General features: G+C 27.1%; 14 protein-coding genes. 1 reads left to right on the forward strand and 13 read right to left on the reverse strand.

What is annotated here, in order from left to right; all coding sequences use genetic code 11:
* Positions 1-20: 20 nt before the first annotated feature.
* Entirely contained in the window at positions 21-4,304 is a 4,284-nt protein-coding gene (locus tag NZD85_RS05510) for an AlbA family DNA-binding domain-containing protein (protein ID WP_260544036.1), read from the reverse strand.
* Between the two features lie 326 nt (positions 4,305-4,630).
* On the opposite strand from NZD85_RS05510, the gene NZD85_RS05515 reads away from it, so the two are divergent.
* Positions 4,631-4,861 (forward strand): tyrosine-type recombinase/integrase, encoded by a 231-nt coding sequence (locus NZD85_RS05515; protein WP_260544553.1) that lies wholly within the window; start codon positions 4,631-4,633, stop codon positions 4,859-4,861.
* A gap of 279 nt (positions 4,862-5,140) precedes the next feature.
* Here NZD85_RS05515 and NZD85_RS05520 read toward each other — a convergent pair whose 3' ends face one another.
* The 12 genes from NZD85_RS05520 to NZD85_RS05575 form a co-directional block, all read right to left on the reverse strand.
* Positions 5,141-5,743, reverse strand: a complete 603-nt coding sequence (locus NZD85_RS05520) for an SLATT domain-containing protein (protein ID WP_260544039.1) — start codon at positions 5,741-5,743, stop codon at positions 5,141-5,143.
* 5 nt (positions 5,744-5,748) lie between these two features.
* Positions 5,749-7,047: an SMODS domain-containing nucleotidyltransferase gene (locus NZD85_RS05525; protein WP_260544042.1), complete on the reverse strand. Its 1,299-nt coding sequence runs from the start codon at positions 7,045-7,047 to the stop codon at positions 5,749-5,751.
* Between the two features lie 4 nt (positions 7,048-7,051).
* The gene (locus NZD85_RS05530) at positions 7,052-7,225 is read right to left on the reverse strand and encodes a hypothetical protein (RefSeq protein WP_260544045.1); all 174 of its coding nucleotides are present in this window, start codon (positions 7,223-7,225) and stop codon (positions 7,052-7,054) included.
* Between the two features lie 597 nt (positions 7,226-7,822).
* Positions 7,823-10,924: a type I restriction endonuclease subunit R gene (locus NZD85_RS05535; RefSeq protein WP_260544046.1), complete on the reverse strand. Its 3,102-nt coding sequence runs from the start codon at positions 10,922-10,924 to the stop codon at positions 7,823-7,825.
* Between the two features lie 39 nt (positions 10,925-10,963).
* Positions 10,964-12,181 (reverse strand): restriction endonuclease subunit S, encoded by a 1,218-nt coding sequence (locus NZD85_RS05540; RefSeq protein ID WP_260544048.1) that lies wholly within the window; start codon positions 12,179-12,181, stop codon positions 10,964-10,966.
* Positions 12,178-13,725 carry a type I restriction-modification system subunit M gene (locus NZD85_RS05545; RefSeq protein WP_260544050.1) on the reverse strand — a complete coding sequence of 516 codons (1,548 nt, stop codon included), beginning with the start codon at positions 13,723-13,725 and terminating at the stop codon, positions 12,178-12,180. Before NZD85_RS05545 ends, NZD85_RS05540 begins: the two co-directional genes overlap by 4 nt.
* Before the next feature lie 118 nt (positions 13,726-13,843).
* Complete coding sequence (locus NZD85_RS05550; protein ID WP_260544052.1) at positions 13,844-14,947, reverse strand: Fic family protein; 1,104 nt, start codon at positions 14,945-14,947, stop codon at positions 13,844-13,846.
* A gap of 92 nt (positions 14,948-15,039) precedes the next feature.
* Positions 15,040-15,273 (reverse strand): hypothetical protein, encoded by a 234-nt coding sequence (locus tag NZD85_RS05555; protein WP_072929995.1) that lies wholly within the window; start codon positions 15,271-15,273, stop codon positions 15,040-15,042.
* Between the two features lie 249 nt (positions 15,274-15,522).
* Positions 15,523-16,125 carry a hypothetical protein gene (locus NZD85_RS05560; RefSeq protein WP_260544056.1) on the reverse strand — a complete coding sequence of 201 codons (603 nt, stop codon included), beginning with the start codon at positions 16,123-16,125 and terminating at the stop codon, positions 15,523-15,525.
* 13 nt (positions 16,126-16,138) lie between these two features.
* Positions 16,139-17,263 carry a potassium channel family protein gene (locus NZD85_RS05565; protein WP_260544058.1) on the reverse strand — a complete coding sequence of 375 codons (1,125 nt, stop codon included), beginning with the start codon at positions 17,261-17,263 and terminating at the stop codon, positions 16,139-16,141.
* The gene (locus tag NZD85_RS05570; RefSeq protein WP_260544059.1) at positions 17,264-21,058 is read right to left on the reverse strand and encodes a hypothetical protein; all 3,795 of its coding nucleotides are present in this window, start codon (positions 21,056-21,058) and stop codon (positions 17,264-17,266) included.
* A 330-nt stretch (positions 21,059-21,388) separates the two neighbouring features.
* Entirely contained in the window at positions 21,389-21,943 is a 555-nt protein-coding gene (locus NZD85_RS05575) for a hypothetical protein (RefSeq protein WP_260544060.1), read from the reverse strand.
* Between the last annotated feature and the right edge of the window lie 4 nt (positions 21,944-21,947).

Consider the following 21,947-nt stretch of genomic DNA (forward strand, 5'->3'; position numbering starts at 1 on the left):
GGGATAAATACATAATGAATTTAAATGTTTAATCCTTGAAGTTTATTAGTATAATTTGAATTTAAATATGCACCATAGCCTTGTTTGGATTCTCTAACAAAATCAAGATAGGAGTTTGCTAAATCACTCGTTAAAATTAAATACTTATTAACTGTATCTATTTCTTCTTGCACAATTTGATTACCTTTCAGTCCTAAACTTCTATGAGCCGTAATTTTATTTGAATGAATAATCTTAACATATTCTTTGTTTAAACAAGTAGTTTTTATCAAAATATGATCGGCATCTTTCGAAATGAATGTTGCCATTAATTTACCATAATCACTCATTGCATTACTATATCGTCTATTTAATTTTTTACTAATAATTTGTCGTATATCTACTTTGTTAACACAAGCATTATCATAACACATAAGTAAATAACTTAATTTATCTGCCTCATTAATTCTAATTTTAAAGAGATAATCTTGTTTAAACTCATCTTTAGATATTAAATAAGTATTATCTTCAAAAATATATAAAGTTACTAAATAGTCATCTTCAACATTCGTAAATAAATTATTTTGTATTTGTCCCTCGGTTTTAAATTCACTATAATAATCCTCATTATATATAGGCTGAAGATTATCAATATCATTATAGGAAATAATATTATCTTCTAATACTTTTTCTTCTTTAAAAGAAACACTTCTATTCATTTTTCTTTTGAAAAAATCTGTTAGATCATTTCCTTTTAGAATTGTCGTACGATTAGCTTGTCTTAACCAAAATTCGTTTTTATAATGTATTGGTGCGTCATAAGGTTTAATCTGAATTTCTAAATAAACAAATTGATTCAAATTATGGAATTTAAAATCTAAAAAAGAAGTTGCTATTTCTTTAGGAAAACCATAATTAATTGCAGAAACTATTTCATTTTGGTATTGATCTAACGTTCTTTTCTTATTTTCATAATTCAGATCATTCTCAAGACCAATAATATCACCATCATCATTTACACCAATAAATAATTTCCCCCCCTCAAATGAATTTAAAAAACCATTAATAGTCCTTAAAACAACATCAACTTGCTTAATTTCGGATGCAGAATAAAAGAATGATGATTTAAATTCTTGATGTTTAGATTCGATACCTAAGTTTGTTTTATTACGTAAAAATGGATGATTAATTTCTTCATCAATTTTTATCAATCCCTCTATTTGTAAATTTTTATCAATGATTTTTTCATTATTCAATAATTCACTAATGATTAATTGTTGATAAAATTTGAACAAATCTTGATTTTGATTATATTGTTTAATTAAATTATATGATTCTATTAATTTTTTGGCTTTATAATATTTATTATCTGAATGAATGTTTATAGGAATATCAATATTATCAGAATTAAAATAATTTAATAGATCATAAACTATTCGCTCCGTTTTAAGATTTTCAAATTTAGATACAGTTGATTCATCAATTTCGATTAACTCTACATTTTCCTTCTCACTTGTAATATGTAAGATATTATAAATATTATTAAGTTTTTGTTTATAATAATAAGATTTACTACTTTTTAAAATACTACTAATCGTGTATAAGAATAAGAATTTCAGAATCGTTTCTTTCAATTGATCATCATCTGAAATTGTAGATTCTATTGCAGACATCAAAAATCTTAATTGAACTTCTAATATTTTATTATTATCAAATACATCAGGTTTTTGAATGAATTTTGAACTTATAAGAAATTTTCTATACAAACTTTCTATATTATTAACAAATTGCTGGTTCGTTAATTTGTGATCATAACCAATAAATGCATTGATTTGTTCATTATAATCAATTAATTTAACTTCATAACATTTATTTAAAATTAAATTTAAATCATTTAAAAAAACAAGAATTCCATTTTCAGAAACACCTATAGCTCCTTGGTTATCTATTTTAAATATCTTAATAATATGAATATCGTTTTGATCTATTAATTCATCAATATATTTACTAAATTCTTCATTAAATTTTAAATAAACTTTTTTATCCTCATTTTTGATAATATTAAAAGAAATTTGATCTCCTTTTTTTATAAAAAGAGAAATATTTTCAAGACAATTTAACCTATCAAAATAATTTACATGTAAAGTAAATTCTATTGGTTTTTCGTTTATTAAAGAATTAACATAAACGAATTTATTATCACGATCAAATGCTTTAATAACACCATTATAAATAGTATTTGTATCGAAATCATTTGCTTGAAGTATTTCTTTATTATACTTTAAATCATGAATTTTCAGCACTTCAATAATCAATTCTTCAGCGGTTAAATCTTGAGATATATTTAATTTTTCAAAATTTGATCCTATCGCTAAATTATATTTATCAAATGTTAATAATTGATTAATCCTAGTTGCTGAAGAATGAAAATGATTGCCCGGTATTAAACAAATTTGATTCTCAAGCCGAACAGATTTCCCTGCATTGATAAATGGATTTTTAAAAGGAAGTTCCCTTAAAAGACGTAGGCAATTTTGTGTATCCAAATCTAAAAGGATAGAATTATTCAAGGTTTCAACTTCAATATACTGATTTTTTATAATAACATCAATAATAAGATTATTATATTTAATTGCTTTATCACTATCATATAATGCGCATAATTTCAATAAGTTTAATGTGTTATAAGTCGCTTTATCATAATCTTGATTTTTTATAACAAAGAATTGATATAAGTACAAATGCTCAATGAAATAAACTATCTTTTCTTTATTTTCTACCTCTTCATTATTAATACTATTAATAATATCGTCTTTAAAACTTATCATTTTCCCTTCTAAAGCAGTCGTAATTTTAAAGCTATCATCTTCATCATACATTCCGCTAGAAATAAAATTATATAAAGCATTAAAAGTTGTTAAATCATAATCGTCTGTATTAATTAAATGTGATATACGAAATAATTCAATTAATGTAGCTTTTTGATCATCAAATAAAACGGGAGTATTTTTTAATTGGCTATTTATGTTCTGAATATATGATTCTTCTTCATTTTGAATGTATAAGTTAACTGCGCTTTCTAATGCAAGCAATTTTTCATTTTTTTGTTTTGCTTTTCTAACAATATCATTTTTTTTAGCTGGACTAAAATTGTTAATATATCCTGACAATAACATCCATTTTTCTAGTTTTGTATACAAATCTAGAATAGTTTTAACTTGAATAAATTCACCATCTTCAAGTTCCAAGTAGATTAATTTATCTAATAATGTGAAATATGAAAATAACCACAAATTATTTCCACTTTGGTATTGTTCTAAAAAATTATTTTGCTCATCATCATCAATATATTCAACTAAATCATAGAAGTATGGCTTTAGATATTCTGAAATACCTAACTTCTCAAAAATATCTTCAATAATATAATTTGTTCTATCAAAATTCACTATCTCCTTTAAAGACAGATATAAAGAGCCTTTATCATTGACATTAGTAACATATAGATTTATATTATCACCAACTTTTAAATTTTGATTTTCAACAGAAAAAGTTTTATCATACGAAGGATAATAATCTTGTTTGAAATTATTTCTTGTATCTAATAATTTACACACTTCCAATCCGTTATAAAAACTGATCGTAATATCCTCAATTACAAAAGAATATTTTTTACCAAATTCATAAAGTTTCGTAGCAATAAATTTTCTTGTTAAATTTAATTTTGATTCTCCATTTTTATTTTGATACAAAAAAACTTCCACATCCTCTCCTAATTTAATATCTTTAATTTGATAAGGAATTACTATTGAATATTTTTTATTATTATAAATAGAGTTAATAAATTTTAAACCGTTTTTTGATTCAGTGATTGCTTCAACTCTAAATTTGTAAATTTTTCCTTTTTCAAAATCAGAAAGATCATAAACATTAGATTGAAGATTTTTTTGCTCAAAAACTAATTTATTTTTTTCTAAATCAAATTTCTCTACTTTTAATGTAATATAATCTTGATTAGTATATTCCTTAAAAGAAATTGGGATTTTTAAACGATTATTAAATTCATCCGTAATTAACAATTTATTATCTTCTTCATCAGAAATTTCAAAATCATATTCTTTTCCAACTTCATAATTATTTAATATACTATAATAAAAAATTGGATTCCCTGTATGAATATTTATGTTTGAACTATATAAATATACTATATCACCAATTTGATGTTCATCTAAACTAAAGCATTTATAAATTTGATTTGTTAAAATATCTTGAACGTAACAATAAGAGTTTTCGAAGTTTATTATTTTGTATTTTTTGTGCTTATTCATACTATTATTTTTTTTGTAATTTATTATTTAGCTATTCAATTTATTTTCATGGAACACAAATTAGTAAATAATATGTAAAAGTAAAAATTACTTTAAATATATATACATACTAATTTTACGAATCCATTCTATAATTTTACATACATAAATTAAAAGTATAATTCATGATTTATTAGGTAAGGTAGCATCTTTAAAAATTTAAAAATAAATGAAAATCAGATTTTTAACAACAAAATAAGGCTAAAGCATTATACTTATAAATTACATAATTAGACTAGGTTTGTTGGGAATAAAACAGTACCCTCAAAAATCAGAAACACAGTGTTATAAGCTATTACAACAAACAACTTAAATTAATTTTTGAAGAATTGAACATTGATACTAAAATCAATTTCTATACAGCTCGGCATACTTTTGCTACTATTTCATTAAAAAATGGTGTTCATGTTTCTAAAATTAAACAAGCTCTCGGTCACCAATCAATTAAAACAACAGAATCCTACTTAGAAGATTTTAAGGATCATGAAATTGACGAAGCTTTTGAGAATTTGATATAATAGTCTGAAAACTGTATCAAAAGATAAATAAACTATCTGAGAATCTAAAAAAATAAACATTGTAAAATAAATATACGACATATAGTATACTTTAGAAACAATCTAGTTAATGTTATATTTCTGGTAGTTTTTATTAAACGGCCGTATCCAAAAAACTGTTTAAAAGAAAATAGTATATATTTGCAATTCATTATTTTTGAATTAATAAAAACTCTCCAATCTATTAGAAAATTGATTGGAGAGAGTTTTTTATATTTTTTTTCGCGATTTGGTCGTCTCTCAGTTACAAATATTTTTCATAAACAATTGAGAAAAACATACAACTATTAATACTATAATTAAAAACAAAATTATAATAACTTTTAAACTATTAGGAATTTTATCTTTCCAAAAAGTTAAGTTTAGCTCCTTCACGATCCATTCTGTTTGAAATTGATAATAAAATTTAAAATGCGCTAGTAAATCACTAAAATACACTTGCTTAGACATATTATTATTATAAAACTCTTCTTCAATATGTTTTACTTTCTCAAGAATTTTTTTCCTTAATATATCATCAGAAGCATCAACTTCATTATACAATAAATGTAATTGATTATAAAGTTTTAAATATAAAACACCATATTTTTCATATTCTTCAACTCCTTTATCAAACTTATTTATGTAAAGACCAATAATACCAAATATTAACAATGTAGCAGATATAATTTTAGCATTAAAAATTTCAAATACTAAAGCTAAAACGCCTATTATCATTGATAATATTGAAATATACTCATTTAAATTATTCACTATATCGAATGAAGCAAAATTCTTTTTTGCTCCGAAACCTATATTATAAGCAGTTTTTGCAATATAATTCTTTAATTTATCATTATTCATAATAATTAATTTGATATAGGTACATCAATAGAAGCAATAGCTACAACAATACCATTTTTTATAATATAACATTCTACCAAATGTTCTCCTCTAAAATTTGTAGTTTCAAATTTTGTTTCATCACCACTAACTATTTGTCCTCTAACACAATTTTTTTTAATCGCTTCGTTACCTCTATTTGTAACTTTCCATTTAATTTCAAATGGATATGGAACAGTATTATTTTTAATAAAGAAGTTCAGTGATTTATTAATACTCAATTTTATTCCTTGTTGCAATAAATCACCCAATAGTTTTTCTCGGAAACCATTTTGTTTAATTTCACAATCTAACTCCAAATTATATGAAATAATAATTGGATATTGGTCTTCTATAAATTCTTCTGTATTATTAAATGATAAATTTAATGCTTTAGCTTCTGCTTCTTCATTTTTGTATTTTGGAAAATCATTGCCATAAATATCTCTCCATTTATTATGTTGAGTTTTTTCTGAAGTTGTGTCAATTGCTTCACAGGCTAAATCATAAGCTTTTTTTGCTTTTCTTCTGAATGATTTTCTAACTTTTACTCTTTGCTTACTTCCAAGTGCTGCATATTCTTTCTGGTCTTTTGGTTGATCATATAAATATTTAAAAAAATCACGAGACATCTCATCGTAATAAGCAAAACTTGTTTCGTCATAATCATTTGTCGAATTCAAAAAATTATAAGCAAGAGTGTCAATTAATAAACCTCCCATTACTACACCATTTTTATTTTTCCAAGACCTTGCCATTTTACATAATCGTCTAAGATTTTTATTCTTAGAATCTTGGAATTCTTTCATTGCGCTCATTTCTTTTCTTGGTTTTGTAATTTTCCATGAGCCATTGCCATAAGTATCAGGATATTTATAATCTTGATCTTCAATTTCAAAAACAGGTTGAACGTCAATATGAGTACCGTCCGAAAAATTAACAGTTACAACACATCTATCAACTTTAATATCTGATGAGGAATAAGTATTCGATATCGCAGTTTTTGTATCTTGTAATAGTTTTGATTGCCCTCCTTTTTTATTATAATCATCCCACTTAGAATTGGGCATTATGTATAACATATCCAAATCCGATATGCCTTTGATACCTGTATATCTTCCGTAAGAACCTACTTGCAGACTATTTGCAGTTTTGGAATCTATATCTCTATAAAATTCATTCAAAGATTTTGTTATACGACCATATCTGTAGGAAATAGTATCTGCTTTATCTTGAGGAATTTTAATATTTGATATAAACTCTTGAAAGGTTTCTGATGTTTTCATAATATTACTTCTCTTTTCTTACTCCTTTGAATGGTGTACCATCCTGTTTAACATCCATAAATTTCCCTGTATTTGTATCTCTTTTAACCCATTGTTCTGTTTTAGGGTTAAAAACTTGTGAGCGTTGTCTTACTGCTCCGTGGCGTCGATTATCACCCGATGTTCTATTAGTAGCCATTGCTAAAAATTATTATTCGTTAATATTTTTTAATAAAGTATCCCACGTGAAGCAAATCGGGAATGGATTTGTAGTAATCGAAAAAAAGAAGTTATATCTTAAGAAATATTAACATCAAATATGATGTAAAATTTAATTCTATTTATATATTTGTCCGTATAAGATATCCGGACTTCTTTTTAATCGTTCGATTATTAAGAATTACGTTACAATTTTAAACTCGGTAATGTCGCCAAACTTCTCCGAGTTTTTTTATGCCATAAATTCTCCTCTATTTTTTTATATTATGTCTTCATTTTTTTAATAATTCCCTAAGGTGTTTTTCAAAATTAGCGTAAGATTTTACAATAAAAAATTTCAACATCTTAAAAATAAAAAAGATTATCAACAAGTTGTTAATTATTTTATTTACAATGTTTTACATCAATAACAATATCTAGTTTACAATAATAAATTTATTTTTTATTTGATTTTTTTAACAAATTATTTATTAAATGCAATTTCTTTAACTTAAGTTGGGTACATTCAGAAATAAATACATTAAAAATCCCCAACTTCACTGTTGAGGATCAATACTATTTTTAAAGATAGACTTCTTTATAATCTTCCACCAACTCCTTTAAACTTATCTATAAAAGCGCTTATTCGTTGAAATACGGTTTGTTTCTTTGTTAGGTATTGTGGATTTAACGGACTCATTTTTGGTAAAATGGCGTTTAATTCTGTACCGTTAGAACTTGCGTATTCACGTTTTAATGAAGATTCGATATAGCGTTTTGTAGCTTCTTCGTTTAAGTTTTCTTCTGCGATTAATTCGGTAGCTTCTTCTTTTTGTTTGACTTGCGCATACTTAAAGAACGAATCAATAACCGTTGCTTTATCTGGAATAGTATCTAAATCTGTTTCATTGATAAAATCTACAACTAAAGATTCTTTTCCTCTATTCCCAATACTTGCACGAATTACTCGACTTATTTCTTCAACTAATTCAGCTTTGTCTTTTGTTTTCTTGTTGTGCTCGAAGATTAATTCTAAGATGTAATCTAAATTGATTTCTTGTGATTTTAATAAATCTACTTCAAAAACCACATCATCCCAATCAATCCCAGAATCTTCAGGTTGTTTACCTTCTTTTTCCTTTCTTAACCAATCACGAATGTCATTATAAGTCGAACGATAATCCTGTTCTGTGCGTTGTGGTAATAAATCAATCTTTTGCATTACCGAAAAATCTTCATCTGAAACATGGTACATTTCTTTGAATTCTTCTACAGCAGTAGCATCGTTTTGGTCAATGCTTTGTAAGGCTTTTAAACTTGTGAATTCATCATAGTTTTGTAAAACATTTTCAACGCGTAAGTATTCCCCAAATAATTTCGTAAACTCCTTTTTATCCTTCTCCTTTTCAATTGCATCTGGATTTGGAAATTTTTCATTTAATTCGTTGACCACTTCAATGAATCCTCTTCGTGCATCACCGGTTGAAATATCTGTAAAACCTTCTAAATATTCTTTGTAGCTTTTCTCTAAAACAACATTCTTTGTATTATTGTTTCCGAATATGGTAATCGCATCAATCGTTGCTTGTTCCAAATCGCGGAACGTGACAATATTTCCAAAAGATTTCGTTGCATCTAAAATACGATTGGTACGAGAAAATGCTTGAATTAATCCATGGTAACGTAAGTTTTTATCAACGAATAAGGTATTTAATTTTGGTGCGTCAAATCCAGTTAAAAACATTCCGACAACGATTAATAAATCGACTTCTTTATTCTTTACTCGTTCTGAAAGATCACGGTAATAATTCTGGAATTCATCGCTATCTACACCATAACTTGTTTTGAACATTTTATTGTAATCGTTGATGGCTTTCGTTAAGAATTCTTTCGCCGTACTGTTTAATGCAGAAGGCTCGAATGATTCGTCTATGATTTCTCCAATTGCTGATTGTTCTTCGTTCGCTGCAAAAGAAAAGATCGTCGCAATCTTCAACGGTTTTTCACTATCTATTTGCTGACGGTTTAATTCTTCGTAATATAATTTAGCCGCTTCTACGCTACTCACCGCAAACATCGCATTGAAACCATTGTTTCCACCTTTTGTACGGTGTGTTTTGATGCGGTAATTCTGTAAGATGTATTTCGAAATTTCGCTGATACGCGCAGGATGTAAGAATGCTTTTTTCGCATCTTCTCCACTTAATTTCTTTTCATCTATTTCTGTCTCAACCCCTTTGAATTGAGGTTTTACATTATGATAATCCACCTTGAATTTTAATACCTTTTCATCTCTGATGGCATCTGTAATGACATAGGAATGCAATTCAGTTCCAAAAACACTTGCAGTGGTTTCTGCACCAAGTGCATTTTGAGGGAAAATTGGTGTTCCTGTAAATCCGAATTGGTAGTATTTTTTGAATTTCTTTTTTAGGTTTTTTTGGGCTTCACCAAATTGTGAACGGTGGGCTTCATCAAAAATGAAAACAACTTGTTTGTTGTAAATATCCAACTCTTGATCGCCTTTCATTAAGTTGTTTAACTTCTGAATGGTTGTTACGATAATTTTGTTGTCGTCTTTATCGATGTTACGTTTTAAACCCGCTGTACTGTTTGAACCGTTGACACTATCAGGCGAAAATTTTTGGTATTCTTTCATGGTCTGAAAATCTAAATCCTTACGATCCACTACAAAGAATACTTTATCGATAAAATCTAATTTCGTTGCTAAACGTGCAGCCTTGAAACTGGTTAAGGTTTTTCCCGAACCAGTAGTATGCCAAATGTATCCTCCACTTTCTAAGGATGACCATTTTTTGGTTTGGTAAGCACTTTTAATTTTCCATAAAATACGTTCGGTTGCTGCAATTTGATAAGGTCGCATCACCAATAATGTATCTTTGATGTCTAAAACCGTATAGGTTAGCAAGACATTAAGTAGTGTATTTTTTTGGAAAAATGTTGCTGTAAAATCCTTTAAATCTTTGATTAAGGTATTATCAGCCTTTGCCCAATTCATCGTGAAATCGTAACTGTTTTTGTTACGTGTAACGGTATTGGCAAAATAACGTGTATCTGTTCCATTCGAAATGACAAACAATTGCAAGTATTTGAATAGCGAATTGTCTGAATTAAAGCTCTCTTTGGAATAACGGTGTACTTGATTGAATGCCTCACGAATGGCTACGCCACGTTTCTTTAGTTCTACTTGAATCATCGGTAATCCGTTGACCAGAATTGTTACATCGTAACGATTGGCGTGTGAACCTGTTTGTTCGACTTGTGAGATAACCTGTACTTTATTACGCGTAATATTCTCTTTATCGACTAAATAGATGTTTTGAATGTGTCCATCATCAAATACAAAATCGTAGATGTGGTTATCGTGTAGTTTACGCGATTTATCCACTAAACTATCACTTGGTTTATCTAAATATTCTACAAGAAAACGTGCCCATTCGTTATCGGTAAATGCCATATTATTCAATGCTTGTAATTGTGTACGCACATTGGCTAACATGGTATCCGTTGATTTTAGATGAGTTGGATTCTCGTATCCCAGATTAATTAAATCTTGAATGAATTCTTTTTCTAAGGCGGCTTCTGATTGATAGGCAATTGGAGCCTCGTTTAAGTCGTAGAATTTTGTGTATTTGTCTAATACAATGTAATTGTTGGATTCTGCGATAGTTTTGTACATCTTATGTTATTCTAAGTAGCTTTTAATTAGTTGAATTGTTTAGTTTTGAGGAAAGCTTAATAACTTTTCACGGTAATATTCGTATTGTTGAGTTCTTAACTTGATTTCTTTTGTAATCTCTTCTTCAATCGCCGTATGTGTAGCATCCAATTGATCTAAGAGTTTTACAATTCGTTCTTGTTCTTCTAATGATGGATTAGGAATTAATATTTTTGCTAAATCATTTGCATTTACCCTTCTCACCTTCGTTCCTGTAATATATTTTCTTTTCTGTTTTTGAAATTGTTCAGTTTGAAAATAATATGCAACATACTTAGGATTAAATTTATGTCTATAAAAACATGCATCACTACTGACAGCAATATCTTCATTACCTAACCAAGCTACTGCTTTACATACATCATCATCATTTTCACTTGTTGTAGCAATTATTAAATCACCTGTTGAAGCTTTCCTTGCTTTTTCTGCAAATTCTTCTGATACAAAGGTTTTAGTTTCAAATGCAAAGGTTTTGTAATGTGTATAAAGTTGACCATAATGAATACATCCAACACCACTTTCAGTAAAATCCTTTTTTTGTAAACCACTACCTCTTATAAATTCTCCAACACTATTATCTCCTAATTTTATAAGATTAATCTCTTTAAACAACTGCTCACGGAAGAACTCGAATTGTTTTTTACGATTTTGGCGTTCCGTTTCTAATTCGGTTGTTAATTGATTGGTTAACGTTGTTAATTCATCTAAAACACGAACAATTTCTTGTTGGATTTCAAGAGATTTTTCTGGATTATCAGGACAAGGGATTGGGATAGAAACTTCAAGAATTTGATTCTTTTTTAAATTCGTTTGATCTACACCATTATTAAATTTTAATAACTCAGAACTCCTATTAAGTATATAATTTAAATACTTTGGTAATAAAGCATTTTTATTTTTTACAGATAAGCGTCCTATACGCTGATTTAAAGTATATTTATTATTATCTTCTACTAAAAATGTTTTAGCTAAAGCTTTACCATTTGGTAAATCACTCATTACAATTAAAATATCATCAATGTACAATGGTACAATTTGAACATCAGAGTATTTAATTATTTTTCCTTCACTTGATACAAATTTAGAATTTACAACTATATATTTTCCATCATCAGAAATTGCTTTTTCATGTCCTTTTCCATTTAAAAAATTAGCAATTTCCCCCAAAGGCAAAAACTCTACATCAACCCCTCTTAATAACTCGTCTAATTTGCTCATCCTTCGATTTCTTTAATTAGGTTATCAATTGCTGTGCGTAACGTTGTAATATTGTTCACAGTTTCTGCCAGTTCTGTATTTAGAACTTTAATGTCTATCACTTCGCGTGTATCTACTGCTTCTATATACGAACTTACCGAAAGGTTGTAGTCGTTTTCTTCAATTATCTTATTCTCTATGGTTACTGCAACATGTTTTACATTTTGTTTCGCATCAAACAACTGCATAATCTTCTCGATGTGCACATCCTCTAACATGTTGTTATTGGTTACTTTCTTGTAGAAGTCTTCACCTGTTGCATCGATAAATTGTGTTTTGTACTCAGATTTATGTTTTGATAAAACTAAGATATTTACGCCAATAGAAGTTCCGAAGAATAAATTTGCAGGTAAACTAATTACTGTTTCTACAAAATTTTCTTTTACTAAGTATTTTCTAATTTTTTGTTCTGCTCCACTACGGTAAAAAATACCAGGGAAACAAACAATGGCTGCACGTCCTTTGCCTGATAAGTAATTTAAGGCATGTAACACAAAGGCAAAATCTGATTTTGATTTTGGTGCTAAAACACCAGCAGGTGCAAAACGGTCGTCGTTAATTAATGTTGGATCATCAGAACCTACCCATGGAATGGAATAAGGTGGATTAGATACAATGGCATCGAATGGTTTATCGTCGATAAAATGAGGATCGGTTAATGTATCTCCTAATTGGATGTTGAATTTATCGTAATTGACATTGTGCAAAAACATATTCATACGCGCTAAGTTGTAGGTTGTATGATTGATTTCTTGCCCAAAGAATCCATCCTCAATAATGTGGTTATCAAAATGTTTTTTAGCTTGTAATAACAATGAACCCGAACCAGCTGCAGGATCGTAGATTTTGTTCACCGTAGTTTGTTTGTGCATCGCTAATTGCGCAATCAGTTTCGATACGTTTTGAGGCGTAAAGAATTCACCACCCGATTTCCCTGCATTTGCTGCATAGTTAGAAATTAAGAATTCGTACGCATCCCCAAATAAGTCGATTTGACTATCCTCGAAACTACCAAAGTTTAATTCAGCCACACCTTTTAAAATTGCAGCTAAACGTTTGTTTTTATCTTCTACGGTATTTCCTAAACGTGTACTTGTTGTATCAAAATCTGCAAATAATCCTTTGATGTCTTGTTCAGATTCGTACCCATTCGCTGAGTTTTCAATATCTGTGAATATTGCTTTTAAGTCTGTATTTAGGTTTGAATTTGTATTCGCGTTATCGACAACATTCGCAAACAATTGACTTGGATAAATGAAATATCCTTTTGTTCTAATAGCATCGTCTTTGATTTCTGGTGTGATGATGTCGTCTGCTAATTTTGCATAGTTCACACTTTCATCTCCACCTTCGATGTAATTGGTAAAATTTTCACTAATAAAACGGTAGAATAAAGTTCCTAACACAAAGTGTTTGAAATCCCATCCATCTACTGAACCACGTACTTCGTTGGCAATTTTCCAGATTTTAGCTTGTAGTTCTGCTCTTTGGGTTGTATTTGTCATTGTCTTTATTTCTTTTTAAAGATAAAAATTATCTTTTGTATATTCATTATTGTAAACATTACAAAATTAATGCATTTAAACGCCAAAATAAGACGTTAATATTTGTTTTGTAATTTGTTTAATTTATTAGCTCATAACTTGTACTTCTCCCTCCCGAATTGGTTTTCTGAAGAATATTTTTATGAATCAAGTCTGTAATATCTCTTAACGCTGTATCAGCTGAAACTTTATTGATTAGCGCCCATTTTTTTGTATTCAGATTTCCTTCAAAATGATCAAGCAACATGTTCAATATTTTAATTTGTCTCTCATTTAATGCAACGTCTTTATTCGATTGCCAGAAGTTATGTTTCACTAAAACTTTTTGTAAAACGACATCCGCATCTTGTATAGCGATCAATAAATTTTCACAATACCATTTCATCCATTTAGTAATATCTTGATCACCTTTCTGTGTTTCTTCTAAAATCTCGTAATATGAATTTCTATTTTTTCGGATCTGAGAAGACATACTGTAAAAACGTTGATTGCTTCCGTCGGAACGAGTTAATTGCAAATCGGCTATTGTACGTGCTATGCGTCCATTTCCATCATCAAATGGGTGTATCGTTACAAACCATAAATGTGCTACGGCAGATTTTAAAACACTATCCATTTCATTTTCTTGATTAAACCAATCGAGAAAATGTTTCATCTCCAAAGGAACGCGATCTGAATTTGGTGCTTCGTAATGTATTTTTTCTCTTCCTAATGCACCAGAGATAACTTGCATCGGACCTTCTGTATCTTTACGCCAGTTTCCTACTTGAATTTTATACATTCCACTTCTACCTGTCGGAAAAAGTAAATTATGCCAACCAAATAGACGATCTTCTGTTAAGGATTCATAAGCATTTTTAGTCGCATCAATCATCATCTCAACAACTCCATCCACATTACGATCCGAAGGAATTAAACCTTGGATATCTATTCCTAATCTTCTCGCAATAGATGAACGAACTTGATCTTTATCTAAGATTTCACCTTCTATTTCAGAAGTTTTAATAACATCTTCGGTTAAGGTCATTAAATTAGCTTCTTCCTTTAAATCGAAACCTAAAACTTCTAATTTCCCAACAAGTTTCCCTTGTTGATTACGAACTTCTCCAAGAACTTGAATCAATTCGTCATTATCCCATTCAAAGGCTGTCCAATCTTTGTATTGATGTATGTAATAAGCCATAATTATGATGTTATGCGGTAAATATACAAATATTCTCCGCAAAAAAAGCGGTGATTAATAAAATAATCACCGCATAATTGGCTCATGGAAATTTAATTTGGAGATACTTTGTTGATTAGATCGTTCAAATCATCTTTATATCCTTCATCAAAAGAATATCTATCTAGTAAGTCTTTAAGTTCATGAACAAATTCTCCATGAAGTTCTATTAATTTTTCATCATCAGGATTCATATCAATCTTGATAATAAATTCATTAGATAATTTACCTACCCAATTAGCGAATAATCCTGAAAAATAATTTCGTGCAAATGTTTCTCTGTCCATATAATTTATTTAGATATTGACAAACTTATATCTTGACACGTCAAAAAGTGTCGTTAAAAAACTGATTTTTAATAAACTAAAAATTGACACAAAATAATTTTTATACAACTTGTCATACTTTGCTACATTATATTTTGAGAAATAGTGTTCAAGTATCTAAAAATAATAAATCAAAACAACTGAATCTTATTTAGAAGATTTTAAATATCATGAAATTGATGAAGAGTTTGAGGATTTGATTTAAAAATTTTAATTATTAGATTTTGGTATTGAATTACTTAAAATCATCGTAAGAAATACAAAACTAATAGTCAATTGAAAAGTACTAATATCAGCACCTATTTTGCCTAAAGCTTCAACAGGTTTATATCCTACTGCTAATGAATTTGCTATACTATACCAAATAGCTTGTGAATCTAAGGATGAAGTATAATCCCATTTAAATTCGTAAAAATATTGATACCTATATAAAAATGCAAAACATAAATTTGAAAATACTATTGAAAAACCTAAGTTAATAAATCGTCTTCGTATTCTTTCAGGGGTATCATGAAAATTATTATTAGAATCATCTTTCCAAATATGGTAATAAAAATATGTGTAAATATTTGAGAAGAGCAAATACCAAACTAAAACATAAACCCAACAATTATTAATACCGAAATACATTAAAATTATAAGGAATAGAAATTTTAATATTATAAAACTATCTATGGCAATTCTTGATACCTTAAGTCTATCAGAATTACTAAATATACCTATCAATAAAGATTTGAAATACTCAACTAAATTTATATAATTAAGAAATATTACTAAATAATTACTTAAGGGTAAAAATAAACCATTATTCATATTTGTGCTTTTGTTAAAATCTAAACATTTTTCTTAAAACTAACGATATAAACGCACCTGTTGTCAAGAAACCAACAAGTTGCTGAATCATTACAATACAATAACTTAAACTATTTAAAGGATATACATCACCATATCCTATAGTCAAAAATGTAGTATTGTTAAAATAGATTACTTTAATAAGTTTTTCTAGGCAGCTTAAATCTTTATCAGTTATATTAGATAATTCTACTAATGGCGACAAGTTAAGAATTGCAAACGTGAAATGTAGAATAAAAAAAAGTTTAATTATTCTAAATGGCTTCTCTCCATATCCTGTAAAATAATCATTCAGTTTTTTCAAAAATGAGTTCCCTCTTTTAAATTTATGATATTCATAAATAGCATCACTAATTAAATCTTGTTCCTCGTAATTTCTAAAAATTGATATTCTAGCTAAAAGCATTGATCTTTGAAACAAATAGTAATCATAATCTTTAATTTTAGGCAAATGAATATAAAACCATTTTGTTAAATCCGTAAAACGAATAAATTGACCAGGAAAAGCAGATTGAATAATGTCGAATGATAATTTATTATTATTGTAAAATTGTTTTAAAAATGCCATTTCTAATTCATTGGAACCAAAGGGAAAAACATATTTATACATATTCCTCTTAAATTCCCAATAATGCAATAAAAAATCTAGCTTATCTTCGAATTCTAAATCTAAATCTCTAATTTTAGAAATAATTATGCTCAATATCTGAGTATCTTTTTCAGTTATATATTCTACATAATCTCTATTATTAGTTATATCTATATATTTTGTGAAGTTAGCTAAATACAAATAAAAATAAGTAACATCTTTAAATATCCTAGTTTCATTATTATTTTTAATATAGCCTATGAAATCTTCCCATAATGAATTTAAGTTGTCAATTTCTTTTGAAAAATTTTCTTTAGTATCCCAAAAATATAATATTCTATTTTCTAAAGCTCTATATTCATTATTTATTAATATATTTTCGTCTAAAAATTGTAAAATTTCTTTAGCTGCATCATTTAAATTTTCATCCTTAAATTTTAAATATTCCTCAAAAGTTACACCTATTAATTCATCCTGTAATTCCCTATTTAAATTATAATGTTCTTTCATTTATAGATACAATTCTTCGTCTTTATTTTTTTCCAGTTTTATTTGATTTTCATAATAATCTATATAGATAGCAGCCCATTGTGAAACATTATCATGTTTATGATTTAATAAACCTTTTAAAATTTGTATTTTATTTTCATATAGTGGAACTAAAGAACCTGTCCAAGAGTAACTATTAAACCTAGAACTAAAATTATCTAATACATTTTTATTATTACCGAATTCATTTAAACACCTCGTAGCTATGACACTTAATTCTGTAATATTATCATTATTGTATAATGGTATGAATGAAATAATCCTTTCTTTAGCTAAATCCCCCTTTTCACTTGCCCATTTAAATATTGCTTCAATATCACCATGAAATAAAATTCCGTTTGAATGTTGAAAGCTCATTTCAAAACCAATCAAATCTTTAAGCTTATAATACTTGATATAATTTTCTTCAATACCTAACAAGTCATCGGAAAGAATTGGCCATATAGATTTAAAATATTTAGAAATTAAAACATTAAAAATTGATTTTAAATCATGACTATAGGTATTAAATTCCCAATTAAATTTTGATACAATATTTCTATAGATTAAAATTGCAAAATCATAATTATTTTCTTGTTTTAAAATTTTATTGATTAAGTAAACTATATTAAATTCTGAATAGTCTATAAATTCATTATAATGCTGAAATATGCCTTCTAAAAATTCTTTAAGTTCTAATGAAATATTATTATCTCCGTAGTTAAAATGAAAGATAGAGTTTATTGTAAGATTTAAAAACTTATCATCTAAATTCAAAAATAATCTATATGCTAATATTCTCTCCTCGTCTGTACAATTTGAGAGTGCTACATCTAGTTTTAAGTCTATTAAATAATTAGGATCAAATGAATATAATTTTTCTAAATAGTAAAAATATTTATATCCATTTATATTGCTTGAGATTATAAAGGTTAAAATATTTCTAATCTTCTCATTGCTATAAATCTCTTTATAAATATTTTCAAGCCTACAATCCTCTAAACTAGATATAAAACCATTTAATAATGATAAATTCATATCCAAGTAAGATAATTTTTCTAGGCTTTCAAGATAACTTTTAATAAATTTTTCAACTCTCTGTTCATCGGACTTAATTATTTCATAAATGGATTTACCTAATATTCCTGTAAAATTAGGCTTCATCGAAGCTAATATTGGAATATAAATATCCCAATCATATTCTTCAAATATGAATTCTTCTCCTAATTTTTCATAATATTTAATTTGTGATTCATGTGAATAATCTTCTAATTCGATATAAGATAAATTATGAGCATTAATTAATCTTGATTTAAAATCTATTTTTGATAATCTCTCTATGTATTGATTTATTTTAGACAACTCAAATGAAGACAATAATGTACTATCATATTTTTTTATCTGTTTCAATACTTTTAATATTTCTATACTATTCCATTTTTTTTCTTCTAAAATTGTTTCTAAAGACTCTAAAATAATTTCAAAATGACTCGATATTGAAAAAGATCTAAGAGAGCTTATAATAATATTAATATAAAATTCTGAATCTTTATTTTGTACTTTAATCCTTTTATCTATTAATGAGAGAATCTTTAATCTATAAGTTTTAATTTCTTCTGAATTAGGATGATAATCTTTCAATATTTTAGTTCCTTGCTGTTCTGGCCCCATCATGCGATAAAATCCATTTGACATAAATGCTGCGTTTATACATTTAATAAATAAATCTGTACTATTAATGTCATTTCTTTGTGAAATCCATTCTAACATTTCAAATCTCTGTTCGAGATTTGCTTCTGTACCAGGTAATAAAATTTTAAAAAGACTTATTAAAATCCCTGTAGAATTATTAGAAATATTTTCATTCTCTGAATTTGCAAGCAAGTATAAAACCTTAGTTGCCAATTTAAAAGATTTAGAATCAAAAGATAATTTTTCTAAAGACCATACTAAATTTCTACGACCTTTATCAAATACCAAGATTTCTTCATAAGTAAGATTATTAAATATTGACCATAAAGTTTTAGATGTCGCTACTGGATTCACTTCAACAAAAGAGCGAAAGAGGCGTGAACCCAATTCAGTATTTAAAACTTTCGCATTATGAAAAGAACCTTCTATCGATACTAACCTTTCAACAATTTTAACGGCATTATCATTATAATTCATATATCTCATTTGCTTTGCAAATGATTCAACTAAACTAGATCTATGATTATCTTCTTTTATATTTTCTATATAAGTAATTATACGTTGCATTTTTTCAACATCACATTGCTCTAACCATTCACTTGCTAGATAAAATGCTAAAGGCATTGGTCTAAGAGTTATAAATCTTCCTCTCTTTTCGAAAATTTGTTTTTTTAAATAGCTGCTACAAACTCTCTTAAATTTATCTATAATTACAGATTCTTGATTCACATCTATACAAGTAAAATCCTTGTTAGTCGCTATATATTGTAATTGCTTTTGATATTCATCATCAAAACCTAAATAATTAAATAGAGAGCATGCACGTAAAATACTTCTTGTTTCTGATTCGGTATTATCAATACCTAATAATTTAGCTACTAAGTCTACATCGTCTAATTCACCTATTTGGCTAGAATGCTTTACTTTATCAGATAATAATGAAGCCATCAATATATTTCCCTGAGAAAATTCTATTATCAAATCAGAGTCTGCCTGACTTAAAAAACTAAAATCTTCTTTTACTATTTGAGTTACTACATCAACAAATTTACTATGATCTAAATTATAATATATCACATCATTCAAACTTGACTTTACTTGTTCTTCAAGATTTGAATCAATTGATATTAGTTTTAATTTATTATCACTTTTCTTAAAGTATGGTAATAAGTTTTTATGTATCTCTCTATCACAATTATCCAAAATTATAATCTTATCCTCTTTTCTTTTTTGTAATGAATTTATTTTATCAATAATATCAAATTCATTTTCTGAATAATCATAATATAGAACTCTATTTGATAAAATATAACTTTCCAGATTAGCATCTATAGGTTTAAATATTTCTAATAAAATACGCGACTTTCCTATACCTGATAATCCTAAAATTCTAACAGTATTGTTAAGTTTTAACCTATCTAAAATATCTTTTGAGAAGTTAGATATATATTGATTTGATCTAAATTTTTGAGAAGTCTCTGTAATTTCAAACCATTCATTCCATGTTTTAAAAGGCCTATTTTCATTTAATTGGTATTGAATTAAATCTTCTGCACATGATATTATTGCTTTTTTTAATTGATTTATGAAATCCTTTTCAATAAGATTAATTTCTTTTTTTTGACATAATTTATATTCAATAGGAAATCTCATATGTCTGATATCAAAAGCAATATTATTTGCATCATCATGAGGAGATCCGTAATTAGAATTTAAAACACCAATAATTCTATTTTTCCCTATAGAACTTATTGCGTAACCATGTTCAATAGCCACATTACTATTCTGTAATGGTTTATTTACATTAAAACGTAGTAGAAGTTTTTCAAAAAACGAATTGTTATTTATTACAGATAAATCACCTATGAAAATATGAGATTTTTTGATTCTATCATAAATACTATCTGCAATACTCGGTGACCCTGGTAATCCTTGTGTTGAATCTTCAACAATAAATTTAAAATTTTTATATATTTCAATATCCTCAATTCTTTTTACTGCTTTATCTACACATTTTTTGATAAAAAATCTATTAAGATTTTTATTTGTAGAAGATTGCCAAGAATAAAAAATTCTTATTTCCATATTATAAGTAATTAGATAGCAAATATACGTTAATAGAAATCTTTTTTTTTAACTAATATCACTCTTAGTTAGTATTTATCTATAAATTTTCAGCAGAAGTGAATATCTATTCAGCAAGTGTTAATTCACTATAATTATAGCAAGTTAAAAAAATAACAAACTATTGCAAAAAGGAGGTAGTTATACTTCCAAAAATAATTAATTTAACACCCTATTAATTTTTAATTAGATTTGTCGACTTTAATTTGGCACCTTACAATTCCATTAAAATAACATTTAGTATAAATAAAACATGAGCCGATTAATATTTTTAATCGGCTCATACATTTCCTATTTCCAAACAACATCAAGGTTTTCAAAGATTGCTTCAATTTGTTTTGCCATTACTTCTTTTGGATAAACAATTATTTTTAATTGTCGAATGATTGGAAAGGTTGTTTCGGTTGTTTTGAATATTATGGTTGCTTTGGTTGGGATGTTTGGTTTGATATTTTCTGCACGAATTCCATTATTAAATGACACAAAAACTTCATACGTCTGAGCCTGATTTCCTTGTGGATCTATAAAATAAGCCTGTTCACATTGGAAAAAACTTCGTGTTTCTGCTTCTATATTTTTGTATATAAAAGTTACTGTAACGGTCTTATCAGCTTTGGAACCGACAATACTTGTAATATCTAATTGCAAACCATCTACTTTAACCGACTGAATTGGTTTCAATAAATCTAAAGTTTCTTTGTAGTAACGATTTTCTTTCGATAATTCTTCATTTTTAGCTTTTTGAACTTTGATGTCATTCTCTAAATCAGGACATTTTTGTTGAGCAAAAGAGAAAGAATTTAAAATCGTATAGAATAAGATGAGTATTATAAATTTTACTTTCATTAGT

This window comes from Empedobacter stercoris (assembly GCF_025244765.1).
Taxonomy (GTDB): domain Bacteria; phylum Bacteroidota; class Bacteroidia; order Flavobacteriales; family Weeksellaceae; genus Empedobacter; species Empedobacter stercoris.

Coding starts and splice junctions, on each gene's coding strand:
- NZD85_RS05545 (WP_260544050.1), bottom strand. CDS start 13,725: ATGACAAATACAACCCAAAGAGCAGAACTACAAGCTAAAATCTGGAAA.
- NZD85_RS05575 (WP_260544060.1), bottom strand. CDS start 21,943: ATGAAAGTAAAATTTATAATACTCATCTTATTCTATACGATTTTAAAT.
- NZD85_RS05550 (WP_260544052.1), bottom strand. CDS start 14,947: ATGGCTTATTACATACATCAATACAAAGATTGGACAGCCTTTGAATGG.
- NZD85_RS05530 (WP_260544045.1), bottom strand. CDS start 7,225: ATGGCTACTAATAGAACATCGGGTGATAATCGACGCCACGGAGCAGTA.
- NZD85_RS05555 (WP_072929995.1), bottom strand. CDS start 15,273: ATGGACAGAGAAACATTTGCACGAAATTATTTTTCAGGATTATTCGCT.
- NZD85_RS05560 (WP_260544056.1), bottom strand. CDS start 16,125: ATGAATAATGGTTTATTTTTACCCTTAAGTAATTATTTAGTAATATTT.
- NZD85_RS05525 (WP_260544042.1), bottom strand. CDS start 7,047: ATGAAAACATCAGAAACCTTTCAAGAGTTTATATCAAATATTAAAATT.
- NZD85_RS05535 (WP_260544046.1), bottom strand. CDS start 10,924: ATGTACAAAACTATCGCAGAATCCAACAATTACATTGTATTAGACAAA.
- NZD85_RS05540 (WP_260544048.1), bottom strand. CDS start 12,181: ATGAGCAAATTAGACGAGTTATTAAGAGGGGTTGATGTAGAGTTTTTG.
- NZD85_RS05570 (WP_260544059.1), bottom strand. CDS start 21,058: ATGGAAATAAGAATTTTTTATTCTTGGCAATCTTCTACAAATAAAAAT.
- NZD85_RS05510 (WP_260544036.1), bottom strand. CDS start 4,304: ATGAATAAGCACAAAAAATACAAAATAATAAACTTCGAAAACTCTTAT.
- NZD85_RS05520 (WP_260544039.1), bottom strand. CDS start 5,743: ATGAATAATGATAAATTAAAGAATTATATTGCAAAAACTGCTTATAAT.
- NZD85_RS05565 (WP_260544058.1), bottom strand. CDS start 17,263: ATGAAAGAACATTATAATTTAAATAGGGAATTACAGGATGAATTAATA.